The sequence below is a fragment of the Corallococcus sp. 4LFB genome, assembly GCF_046520365.1.
Lineage (GTDB): Bacteria > Myxococcota > Myxococcia > Myxococcales > Myxococcaceae > Corallococcus > Corallococcus caeni.
Genome location: NZ_JBKGHJ010000312.1, coordinates 1 through 10,457, shown reverse-complemented (window position 1 = coordinate 10,457; position 10,457 = coordinate 1). Strand labels below are relative to the sequence as shown.

Sequence of the window (10,457 nt, the reverse complement as noted above, 5' to 3'; positions counted from 1 at the left end):
CGCGGCGCTGCTCTGCAAGGCCATGGGCGTGCGGGTGGTGGGCACGGGGCGCAGCGCGCGGAAGCTGGCGCGGCCTCCGAGTGGGGCGTGGGCCACACGGTGCTGTGTGAGAGCAACCCGCCGGTGTTCGCGGACGCGGTGCTGGCCGCGACGGGAGGCCGGGGCGCGGACGTGTGCCTGGACCTGGTGGGCGGCGCCTACCTGCCGGAGTCCGTGAAGGCGATGGCGCCCCGGGGGCGGCTGATGCAGGTGGGCTCGGTGGCGGGAGCGCGCGCGGAGCTGGACCTGGGGCTGGTGATGCGCAAGCGGCTCACGCTCACGGGGACGGTGCTTCGCAGCAGGCCCGCGGAGGAGAAGATGCTGCTCACGCAGGTGGCGGAGCGGCAGCTGTTGCCGCTGTTCGACTCCGGCGCGCTGAAGGCCGTGGTGGATGCGGTGCTGCCCATGACGGAGCTCCGCTCCGGACTGGAGCGGATGGCGGGCAATGGCACGGTGGGCAAGGTCGTCGTTCGCTGGGACTGAGCGCCGCTACACGGGCCGCTTGCGGGTGGGGGGCTTTGGAGCTGGCTCCTGCGCCTTGAGCACCTTTGCGGAGGCGCACCGCCGCCAGGCCTCCTTGAGCAGGGATTGCAGCAGGGGCCGGTCCACGGTGGTGAGCCGGACGATGACCATGGGCCAGTCCTGGTAGTGCGGCCTCACCAGGAAGACGTCTGGCTGTGATTGCAGCAGGGCCTCGCGGTATTCGAAGTCCACCTTGATGACGATGGAGTCGTCATCCAGCACCCGCGCGAAGAGCGTGTCGCTCACCCGGAAGCCGGGCGTGCCGTAGGAGGGGCGCTCCTCCGTCGCCGGGAGCGCCAGCGCCATCTCGCGCACGTCGTCCACCGTGAGCCGTGCCTTGCGTTTCGCCGCCGTCTTCCTCCGCGCCGCCATTTGTGCCCATTCTGTCACGTTAAAAAATGGAATACTGGGGATACCGGATTTTTCCGACCTGCGTCTCCCTTTACTACCGTGACCCTGGTGAGTGCGGCGTAGACCCTCCACGTTGACCGTTACGAACTCTTGGAGCGCCTGGGCGCCGGGGAGATGGCCATGGTCTACTGGGGGAGATACACGGCGGGGCCGGGCATCACCAAGACCGTCGTCATCAAGCACGTCCTGGGCGAGTACGCGGACAACCCGGCCTTCGTGGAGATGTTCCTCAACTAGGCGCGCATCTCCGTGGGGCTCAACCACGGCAACATCGTCCAGGTCTTCGACTTCGGGCATATGGATGGCGAGTACTTCCAGGTCATGGAGTTCGTGGACGGCCAGCCGCGGTCCCGCGTGATGAAGCAGCTAAAGGCGAAGGGGCTGTCGTGGATGCCCCGCGCCGCTCGCGGTGAGCACCGTCATTGAGCTGTGCCGGGGCCTACACCATGCCCATACCCGTATGGATGAACGCGACACGACCGGTGGCGTTAACCAAGGACCCGTTTGTCGCGATCGCCGAGGCTTGATCTTCTCTGAGGATGAGCGAAGGGCAGCCCAACCCGGAGAAGCTACGACGAGCCATCGTGCGGGCCTTCCACGATGAGGGCCTGGCGTATGCGCAGATTGCCCACCTGCAGGGCATTGGCGAGGCGACGGTCAGCCGCGTGCTGCGGTTGTACCGAGAGACAGGCGATGTCGTGCCGCGGCCGAAAGGCGGCGGCAACTTCTCGCCCATCCGGGGCAAGGTGACCACCGAGATCAAGCGACTGGTGGGCCCAGAAGCGGGACGAAAGCGTGCGCGAGCTGATGGCCGAGTTGACGGCCCGCACAGGCGTTGTCACCAGCCGGCCCTCAATGCAATGGGCCCTGCATCGACTGGGCTTCTCACACAAAAAAGTCCTTCGCCGCCTGAGAGCGTGACGCGCCGCAAAACCTCTGGCGCAGGCGCATCCTCGCCGCGCTCCTGAGTGTCGTGGATGTGCGGCGACTCATCTTCCTCGACGAGTCCTTCTGCAGTACCTCCATGGCACGCGAGTACGGCTGGGCCCCTGTTTGGAGAGCGTGCCCGAGGACTTCGCCCTGGAGGACGCTGGACAACCCTGACGCTGGTGGGGGTCATCCGCGTGGGATGCCGGCCCAAGTTGATGACTCACCGAGGAGCCATTAACGGGCGCATCTTCGTGCGCTTCGTCCGGCAGCGGATTTGCCCCTGGCTGCATCCAGGCGACGTGGACAACCTGGGCGCCCACAAAGTGAAGGGGGTGCGCCAGGCTATCGAATCGGTAGGGGCCTGCGTCGTGTACCTACCCACCTACAGCCCCGACTTCAATCCCATTGAGCTGTGGTGGGCAGACCTGAAGCGGCAGCTTCGCCAGCTTGCGCCTCGGGCCAATGAGGACCTCGCACGGACGGTGAGGCAGTTGCGCGCGGCCACTCCGCCCGCAAAGCTCGCGACTTGGCTCCGCTACTGACTCTCCTCCTCCAGTTCAACTGATCCCGGCGCTAGCAACAACTTACGATTGCGGTGCTTACACAGCTTCGCCGCTCGTATCGCCGCCATGGGGTCGTCAATGCACCCCTGCACATTTGAGCAGACAAGCCAACCTGTCCCACGGTCCTCTGCCACCTTCAACTCGCAGGACCGTTGCGCTTTCAACTGAAGTTGATGGAGACTTTGTCATCGCCGCCCTTTGATGAAGAACTGCGGCAATAGATAATCATCAAACGATGAGACGCCACTCACCCGGACACACAAAAAAGGCACACCCGCCAGAACACAGAAGCACCGCATCTCGCACGGCAAAGAGAAGGCTACCCAGGCAGAAGCAACCTATTCACAAAAACCCAACAGGGAACAACAATGAGCCAAGCAATTCTGAGACGATTTCGAATAAACCGACTCTATGGATACAAGGACGTGGAGATAGATTTTACGGGACCGACAAGGATTCTCATAGCCGGCAACGGATCCGGAAAAACAACGATATTCAATGCGCTTCACGCCATGTTGAAGTGTCAATTTCATCGCCTCCACTCGCTCGATTTCCAGTCAATAGAATGTGAGTTCTCAGGAGAGCGAACCCCTATCAATCTGCTCAAGTCGCAGGTTATCGAGAACTCGTCCGACCCAGCTGGGAGAGTGGCAGAATTGGTAGCGCGCATCCCCAGCCTTGATGCCGAAGAAGTCGCCGAGCATCTGCAAACAAAGTACAGGCTTGGGAAGTTTCGCGAACAAGCTCAGTCGGACCCAATCCTGCGCTCGATCTATGCCCACTTGCCGGGCGACTATTCCGAGATTGAAATACTAGTCGATGAGGTAGCCACAAGCCTGCGCGAGCCTCGCTCAAAAAGCTTAGCAGGGGTTGCGGAAGTGGTCCGACGCGCGCTGGGACAAACGGAGATTGTCTATTTGCCCACCTACCGTCGCATCGAACTGCCCTTACTTAAGAACTCCAAAAAGGACCCCATGGGTCGGATTGCCGCCACGGAAGCAATCTTCTCCGAAGGCTCTCCTGACACCAGACACATAAACTTTGGACTTGCCGATGTCGAGAAGCGACTAAAGGATCTATCGGAGAGCGTAGAGCGACACTCAAACTCTGAATACCGAAACATCAGCGCAACCATTCTCGATGAAGCACTTGCAGACCAAATCCAAGGCTCTACCCCTGTTAGTGGCCTGCCAGACATTGACTCCTTGCGGCGCTTCCTCGCCCGCGTCTCGCAGGATCGACTCGATTACAGACTTCGCATCACACAGAATCCCCAATCCAATGTCGAAAAAAACGAACGCAGAATTGGCGCCATAGAAAATCTCTACAACACAGGAGAGATTGACTCTGAGCGCCAGCGCTTCCTTCGATATTTCCTCAGTCGGCTCGGCACTGTAATCGAGAAAACAAAAGAAACCGAAGCGATGCTTCAACGCTTTGTCGATGCCTGCAATAGATACTTCGGCGAATCGACTGACGAAAAATCATTCACCTACGACCCCAATGCAATGCGCGTCAAGGTAATGAACACCTGGACCCGCCAGGAAATTCCGCTCGGCAATCTATCTTCCGGCGAGAAACAAATAGTCTCGATTTTTTCACGTCTCTACTTGAGTGAAAATCGAAAATTCATTCTTGTTGACGAGCCTGAGCTCTCGCTCTCCATTGAGTGGCAAAAACGGATCCTTCCAGACATGATTGCATCCGGCTCGGTCGCTCAGCTTTTTGCCATTACTCACTCCCCGTTCATATTTGATAATGAACTGGACCCTTGCGCCGGAGCTCTGCGGGCCACCAGGCATGAACCCCAGCGCGGAGAGATATCTTAATGGATATCTCCGTCGAGCATCTGCGAGAGCATCGCGAGCGCCCCTCTGTCTTAAAGACAGAACTAGCTAGCATCCGCTCTCACGACAGATGCGCCCTGGTTTTCGTATTAGAGGGCTGGGATGACGCAAAGGCTTACGAAGTCTGGATTCGACGCGCGACCCCCGGATTGCGCTGGGAAGCCCTTGTCGCCAAAGGCAAGAAGAAATCGCTCGCATTCAGAGAAATGCTAGAGCGCGATACCACGGGCCTCCGAGAGTGCACGTACTTCATTGTCGACAATGACTATGATGGGTTGGCTGGAGCAGCCAATGGATTGGACTTATATATCCTTCCGGCCTATTCAATCGAAAACCTCCTCACTCACCCCGAGGTCCTCGGCTCGCTACTTACAACCGAATTCCGATTAATTGGCGACCTGAAATCCAAGACAAGAGTAATTAATCTATACAGAAAGGCAGTTGCTGACTTTTCCACCTGCGTCAGGCCGGCCTGCGAGACATTGCATGCATCCAAACGCAAATCCGCTGGCAATGTAACAATTGATGACCGCCATCTGAAAGAAATTCAGGTTAACCTGGAAGCAGTTGTGACTTTAGACCCAAAGGCACTAAGTCTTCTCGTTCAGACTCAACAAACTCTTGAACAACATGCACTTGAGGCGGCGCGAGATTTTTTCGATAGCGCCGATCCGGGGCTTTGGACTAGGGGTAAATTTATAATGTGGTTCTTCAAGGAATGGTGCTCCAAATTGATGGCAGATCGAGGCTCGCCCACGCCAATTGTCTTTTCGAATACGTTGGCCGAGTGTTCATTTTCAGGAGAATGGAGTGCGATTGGATCGTTGGCCGCGCGGAGCCCTCTGCCACTTGGACTCGAGGAGTTCATTCGGCAAGCAGCGAAAATTTGTAGCGCAAGCTGCGGAAAAACTAGCAGTCAGTTGCTCACCGGCAACAGCTGAGATACAGCAAAGGCAGAGCTGGAGGCAGGCGACGCGCTTTTCGGGCGAGGTGTCCGCGCGCACCTGCCTCACCGTCCATGCCAAGTCCTCAATGGACTAAAGAAATAAGCTAACGGAACTGTCGTTTTAGGTCCGCCCACTACAGTTCGATGGGGTTGAGGTCAGACCTGTAGGCGAGAGACCCACCATGCAGACATCCATGGCTTCGATCGTTTGGCGCCCGCCTGCCGTCTTGTGTATACCCTGGTTAGAGACGGGCGCCCTTATGCCAATATGGGCATGCACGGGTGCTGGAAGCGCTCGCGCTGTCGCAAGGATGCAAGTTACCAAGTGCCACCGAAGCCATTGCGCCCGGGGAGCGGAACCGTATCCTGCGCCGCCATGGCTACCCACTTCGACCCCGCCGCCGCCGCGCAGCCGGGCTCCGGCATCTTCGGCCTCCCCCACTCTCCCGACGAGGCCCACGTCGTTGTCATCCCCGTGCCCTTCGAGGCCACCACCAGCTACGGAGGCGGCACGTCCAACGGCCCCGCCGCCCTGCTGGAGGCCAGCAAGCAGGTGGACCTGTTCGACGTGGAGACCGGCCGGCCCTACGAGCGCGGCATCGCCATGCTGGAGGCCCCCGCCGAGCTGCACACGTTGAACGAACGCGCCAAGGAGCGCGCCCTGCTCGTCATCGAAGCCGGCGGCATCGAGTCCGGTGACGCCGAGCTGCTGTCCGCCGCGAAGGACGTGAACGGCTTCAGCGAGAAGCTCAACGACCACGTCTACCGCACCGCGAAGCACTGGCTGGAGCAGGGCAAGCGCGTGGCCGCCGTGGGCGGAGACCACGCCATCTCCTACGGCATCATCCAGGCCCACGCGGAGAAGTACCCCGGCATGGGCGTGCTCCACCTGGACGCGCACGCCGACCTGCGCGTCGCGTACGAGGGCTTCACCTGGTCGCACGCGTCCATCTTCTACAACGTGTGCGAGCGCATCCCGGGCGTGAAGACGCTGGTCCAGGTGGGCCTGCGCGACATGAGCGAGAACGAGCACCGCTACATCGAGAGCTCCGGCGGCCGCATCCACGCCTTCTACGACGCCGTCCTCCAGCAGAACCGCTTCGACGGCCTGCCCTGGAACCAGCAGGTGAAGCAGATCGTCGACAAGCTGCCGCAGCAGGTCTACCTGTCCTTCGACATCGACGGCCTGGACCCGGTGCTGTGCCCGAACACCGGCACGCCCGTCCCCGGCGGCCTGTCCTTCCCGGAGGCCACCGCGCTCGTCGCGGGCGTCGTGCGCTCGGGCCGCACCATCGTCGGCTTCGACCTCACCGAAGTGGCCCCCGACCCGGAGGGCAGCGAGTGGGACGCCAACGTGGGCGCCCGCCTGCTCTACAAGATGATCGGCTGGATGCTGAAGTCGCAGAAGGCCTGAGCCCTCAGGCCACGCGCGGCAGCGACACGCTGAACGTCGCGCCCTGCCCGGGGCGCGACTCGGCGGAGAGCGCGCCGCCGTGCAGCTTCGCCAGCTCCGAGGCCACGTAGAGCCCCAGCGCCTCTCCTCGCGCGGGGCCCTCCGGGAAGGGCTGGAACAGCCGGGGCAGCTCCGCTTCCGGGATGCCCGGCCCCCGGTCGCTCACGCGCACCAGCACCTGCTCCGGGGACGCCTCCAGCTCCACGCGCACCCCGCCCTGCCGGGCCGCGTTGGACAGGAGCACGTCGAACACCTGCTCCAGGCGCTCCGGGTCGAACCTCAGCCCCACCACCTCCGGGGGCACCGTCACCTCCACCGGCACGCCGGGCCCCGCCGTGCGGCACCTCGCGACGGACGCCTCCAGGTGCCGGCGCAGGTCGCCCTCCACCGGCCGCAGCGTCACGCTCGCCCGCGCTCAGGCGGGCCGCGTCCTGGAGGTAGTGCCCCATCCGCTCCAGCGACTGCAGCTGCGTGCTCAGCGCCTCCACCGCGCCCCTGCCGGGCGGCGGCGAGGTCGCGGAGCGTGCGCAGCTGTTCGCGCGCGGCCTCCAGCGGTCCCTGGAGCGACTGCGCCACCCACCGGCTCAGCGCCTCCACCGGCGTCGCGGGCTCCAGGGGCGCGGCGGGGGCCTTCTCCAGCACGTCGTGGATCAGCGTCTCGAAGTCGGTGATTTCAAAGGGCTTGTTGAGGAACGCGGACGCCTCCGGCGAGCCCTGCTGGAGGACCGCGCTCAAGAGGATGATGGGCACCTCGCGCAGGCCCGGCTCCTGCTTCAGCCGGCTGCACAGCTCCATGCCGCTCATGCGCGGCATCATGTGGTCCGTCACCACCAGCCGGGGCCGGTGGGTGCGGGCGAGCGCCAGGGCCTCCTCGCCATCCCGTGCGCGCACCACGTCGTGCCCCAGGTCTTCAATCACCTGGCTCAGGACCTCCAGCACCGCGGGTTCGTCATCCGCGACCAGGACGAGACTCATGTGCGACCACTCCCTCGGCCCCCGCGGGCAGCAAGCAACTCGCCGCGCCGGGACGCCCAGGGCCGCCCTGCGCTCCCGGGCCGCAATCGGGCCGGGGCAGGGACGTTCTGCCTGAAGTGCGTTCGTTCACGGCCGCGTCTTCTGGTCTATGAAGAGCCGGACGCCGCTTCCAGACACCCAGGGAATGGCTGCGGCCTTCCCGACATTCAGACTGTCTTCCGGGAGACAATTTCCGGCGGCGTAGGGAGGAAGGGCATGAGGGCAGCACACATCCGGTGGGGGCTCTTGCTGACGGGGCTCGTGCTGGCGCTTCCGGCGCACGCGGACCTGTCCCGGCGGCGCAGCGACGTGGTGGAGGTGGTGCAGAAGGTCTCCCCGGCGGTCGTCTACATCGGCACCGAACAGGAGGTGGAGTCGCGCTTCCGGGGCCGGCAGCGCTCGCCGCTGGAGGAGTTCTTCGGCCAGGGGATGGATCAGCCGCGGACGCGCCAGCGGATCACCGGCCTGGGCAGCGGCGCCATCATCGACGCGTCCGGCATCATCGTCACCAACGACCACGTCATCCGGGGCGCCTCCGCCATCCACGTGGTGCTCGCGGACGGGCGCACCTTCGACGCGGAGGTGGTGGGCAGCGACGCGAACAACGACCTGGCCGTCCTCAAGGTCAACGCGAAGGAGCCCCTGCCCACCGCGAAGCTGGGCACCAGCAGTGACTTGATGATTGGCGAGACGGTGGTGGCCATTGGCAGCCCGTTCGGCCTGAACAAGACGGTGACGGCGGGCGTGGTGTCCGCCACGGGCCGCACCTTCCGCGCGGACGACCGCGTCTACAACGACTTCCTCCAGACGGACGCGGCCATCAACCCGGGCAACTCCGGCGGGCCGCTGCTCAACGTGGACGGGGAGATCATCGGCATCAACACCGCCATCTACGCCAACGGCCAGGGCATCGGCTTCGCCATCCCCGCGGACAAGGTGCGGCGCATCGTGGAGGAGCTCACGCGCTTCGGGAAGGTGCGCCCCGCGTGGGTGGGCATGGACACGGCGGACCTGCCCGCGCAGGTGGCCGCGCGGCTCGGGTGGGACCGCACGTACGGCGTCATCGTGACGAACGTGGATCCGGACAGCCCCGCCGCGCTGGCCGGCGTGCAGCGCGGCGACGTGGTCGCGGAGCTGGGCGGTTCGCGCATCCAGGACGCGGAGGACTTCGACTCGCGCGTGCGCGGTTATCCGGCGCGCTCGGTCTTCCCCCTGGTGCTCTTCCGAGCAGGCGGAAACCGCACGGTGCAGGTGACGCCGGTTGAATTCCCTGCTCGCCTGCTTGAAACCCTGGCGTGGGAGAAGCTGGGACTGCGGGTGAAGGCGAGCAAGGGCGGGATGGCGATCGCGTCCGTGCGTCCGGGCTCCGCCGCCTCGGAGATTGGCCTGGAGCCGGGGGACGTGCTGTTGCGGATGAACAATCAGCCTGTCCCGACGGGTGACACTTTCCGTGAAGCCCTGCTGACGGCGCGACGGGGACGTAGCGTGCTGTTGCTCGTGCGACGCGGGCGTTACGGCTACCACCTGACACTGCCTTTCGAAGGCCAGCGTCTCTAGGGACGGCCCGGGGATTCCAGGATCGACGGGAAGGGCACTAGCATGCCGTTCCCATGAGTTCGCCTCGCTATCAGTCACTCGGCCCCCTCCTTGCTGGAGAGGGCTCGCGTGCCTTCCTCGGCCTGTCGCTGGAGGAAGGCGCCACGCCCCGCCCCGTCGTGCTCATCTGGGCACCGCCTGAGATTGCTCAGAACCCGGAGCTGGTGGCGCGCCTGGAGCGCGAGACGAACCGCGCCATCGTCTTCGAACACCCGAACATCCTGCGCGTGTACGGCCTGGAGAAGCTGGACGGGGGCCTGGCGCGAGTCACCGAGTTCGCGGACGGCGAGCCCCTGCGGCGCGTGCTGGAGGCGAACCCGCGCATGTCGCCCGCGTTCGCGGCGCTGGTGGTGGCGGACGCGGCGATGGGCCTGCACTACGCGCACGTCGCGGGCAACGACGACGGTTCACCGCTGGTGCACGGGGACATCCGGCCCGAGACGCTGATGGTGTCCTTCAGCGGCTTCACGAAGGTGACGGGCTACGGAGCGCTCTCCGTGGCGCCGCGCGAGCGTGGTGGAAAGCGCGTGAAGAACCGGCGCGCGTACACGTCCCCGGAGCAGCTGCTGGGCGGGCGTGAAGCGGTCAACGTGCAGTCGGACGTGTTCCTGCTGGGGCTCACGCTGCACGAGTGCCTCACGGGGAAGATGCCGTTCAAGGAGTCGGCGGATCCGGACAAGGCGGTGCTCAACCGCGCCCTGCCCCCGATGCCCGCGGACGTGCCGCTGAAGCTGGATGCCGTCGTGCGCCGCGCGACGACGAAGCGCGCGCTGGAGCGCTACCCGTCGGCGCTCGCGTTCCGCGAGGCGCTGGTGGATGCGATTGGCAAGCTGCCGGAGCACGAGGAGTTCGCCGAGCACCTGGCGAAGCTGTTCCCGCCGGAGGCCGAGGCGCGCGCGGCGCGCAGGGCGACGATTGAGAAGGGCATCGCGGAGGCGCTGTCGAAGGCGGGCATGCCCGCGCCGCAGATCGCGGAGCTCATCGCGCAGGGCGTGGGGCTCGCGGAGCCCGTGAAGAGCAAGGTGCCGGAGATTTCGACGGCGGAGAGCGGCGCTGCTGCGCCCGTGGCCACCGCGCCGCAGGCGTCCGTCTCCGCGCAGGCTCCGGCCGCGCAGGCCGCTGCGCCCGTGCAGGCC

Annotated in this window: 13 protein-coding genes; 10 read left to right on the top strand and 3 right to left on the bottom strand. The window is 64.3% G+C overall.

Annotation, left to right across the window (positions count from 1 at the left end; genetic code table 11):
* Positions 1-522: zinc-binding dehydrogenase (locus ACLEQD_RS27995; RefSeq protein WP_410388129.1), on the top strand; the 522-nt coding region annotated here is incomplete at its 5' end.
* Positions 523-528: 6 nt separating this feature from the next.
* On the opposite strand, the gene ACLEQD_RS27990 is transcribed toward ACLEQD_RS27995, so the two are convergent.
* A complete protein-coding gene (locus ACLEQD_RS27990) occupies positions 529-933 on the bottom strand; it encodes an MmcQ/YjbR family DNA-binding protein (protein ID WP_410388128.1) in 405 nt (134 codons plus the stop codon).
* 129 nt (positions 934-1,062) lie between these two features.
* On the opposite strand from ACLEQD_RS27990, the gene ACLEQD_RS27985 reads away from it, so the two are divergent.
* From ACLEQD_RS27985 to ACLEQD_RS27955, 7 genes are all read left to right on the top strand, one after another.
* Positions 1,063-1,209: a hypothetical protein gene (locus ACLEQD_RS27985; RefSeq protein WP_410388126.1), complete on the top strand. Its 147-nt coding sequence runs from the start codon at positions 1,063-1,065 to the stop codon at positions 1,207-1,209.
* A 12-nt stretch (positions 1,210-1,221) separates the two neighbouring features.
* Entirely contained in the window at positions 1,222-1,398 is a 177-nt protein-coding gene (locus tag ACLEQD_RS27980; RefSeq protein ID WP_410388124.1) for a hypothetical protein, read from the top strand.
* A gap of 113 nt (positions 1,399-1,511) precedes the next feature.
* Positions 1,512-1,940: a helix-turn-helix domain-containing protein gene (locus ACLEQD_RS27975; RefSeq protein ID WP_410388122.1), complete on the top strand. Its 429-nt coding sequence runs from the start codon at positions 1,512-1,514 to the stop codon at positions 1,938-1,940.
* Between the two features lie 9 nt (positions 1,941-1,949).
* Complete coding sequence (locus ACLEQD_RS27970) at positions 1,950-2,444, top strand: transposase (RefSeq protein WP_410388121.1); 495 nt, start codon at positions 1,950-1,952, stop codon at positions 2,442-2,444.
* A 389-nt stretch (positions 2,445-2,833) separates the two neighbouring features.
* Positions 2,834-4,294: an AAA family ATPase gene (locus ACLEQD_RS27965; RefSeq protein WP_410388120.1), complete on the top strand. Its 1,461-nt coding sequence runs from the start codon at positions 2,834-2,836 to the stop codon at positions 4,292-4,294.
* Entirely contained in the window at positions 4,294-5,253 is a 960-nt protein-coding gene (locus ACLEQD_RS27960; protein ID WP_410388118.1) for a DUF4435 domain-containing protein, read from the top strand. The genes ACLEQD_RS27965 and ACLEQD_RS27960 overlap by 1 nt, the downstream gene beginning before the upstream one ends.
* Positions 5,254-5,634: 381 nt before the next feature.
* Positions 5,635-6,672 (top strand): agmatinase family protein, encoded by a 1,038-nt coding sequence (locus tag ACLEQD_RS27955; protein ID WP_410388117.1) that lies wholly within the window; start codon positions 5,635-5,637, stop codon positions 6,670-6,672.
* Between the two features lie 4 nt (positions 6,673-6,676).
* On the opposite strand, the gene ACLEQD_RS27950 is transcribed toward ACLEQD_RS27955, so the two are convergent.
* Both ACLEQD_RS27950 and ACLEQD_RS27945 read right to left on the bottom strand, forming a co-directional pair.
* The gene (locus ACLEQD_RS27950) at positions 6,677-7,114 is read right to left on the bottom strand and encodes a sensor histidine kinase (protein WP_410388115.1); all 438 of its coding nucleotides are present in this window, start codon (positions 7,112-7,114) and stop codon (positions 6,677-6,679) included.
* On the bottom strand, positions 7,111-7,686 hold the full coding sequence (locus ACLEQD_RS27945; protein WP_410388113.1) for a response regulator: 576 nt from the start codon (positions 7,684-7,686) through the stop codon (positions 7,111-7,113). The genes ACLEQD_RS27950 and ACLEQD_RS27945 overlap by 4 nt, the downstream gene beginning before the upstream one ends.
* 255 nt (positions 7,687-7,941) lie before the next feature.
* Between ACLEQD_RS27945 and ACLEQD_RS27940 the strand changes: the two genes are divergently transcribed.
* Both ACLEQD_RS27940 and ACLEQD_RS27935 read left to right on the top strand, forming a co-directional pair.
* Positions 7,942-9,282: a trypsin-like peptidase domain-containing protein gene (locus ACLEQD_RS27940; RefSeq protein ID WP_410388111.1), complete on the top strand. Its 1,341-nt coding sequence runs from the start codon at positions 7,942-7,944 to the stop codon at positions 9,280-9,282.
* A gap of 53 nt (positions 9,283-9,335) precedes the next feature.
* Positions 9,336-10,457 (top strand): serine/threonine protein kinase (locus tag ACLEQD_RS27935; protein WP_410388109.1); only part of this gene is annotated, 1,122 nt, incomplete at its 3' end.

What these genes read in the sequence shown, in the direction of transcription:
- ACLEQD_RS27990 (WP_410388128.1), bottom strand. Translation starts at nt 933, where the DNA reads ATGGCGGCGCGGAGGAAGACGGCGGCGAAACGCAAGGCACGGCTCACG.
- ACLEQD_RS27975 (WP_410388122.1), top strand. Translation starts at nt 1,512, where the DNA reads ATGAGCGAAGGGCAGCCCAACCCGGAGAAGCTACGACGAGCCATCGTG.
- ACLEQD_RS27970 (WP_410388121.1), top strand. Translation starts at nt 1,950, where the DNA reads ATGTGCGGCGACTCATCTTCCTCGACGAGTCCTTCTGCAGTACCTCCA.
- ACLEQD_RS27965 (WP_410388120.1), top strand. Translation starts at nt 2,834, where the DNA reads ATGAGCCAAGCAATTCTGAGACGATTTCGAATAAACCGACTCTATGGA.
- ACLEQD_RS27960 (WP_410388118.1), top strand. Translation starts at nt 4,294, where the DNA reads ATGGATATCTCCGTCGAGCATCTGCGAGAGCATCGCGAGCGCCCCTCT.
- ACLEQD_RS27955 (WP_410388117.1), top strand. Translation starts at nt 5,635, where the DNA reads ATGGCTACCCACTTCGACCCCGCCGCCGCCGCGCAGCCGGGCTCCGGC.
- ACLEQD_RS27945 (WP_410388113.1), bottom strand. Translation starts at nt 7,686, where the DNA reads ATGAGTCTCGTCCTGGTCGCGGATGACGAACCCGCGGTGCTGGAGGTC.
- ACLEQD_RS27940 (WP_410388111.1), top strand. Translation starts at nt 7,942, where the DNA reads ATGAGGGCAGCACACATCCGGTGGGGGCTCTTGCTGACGGGGCTCGTG.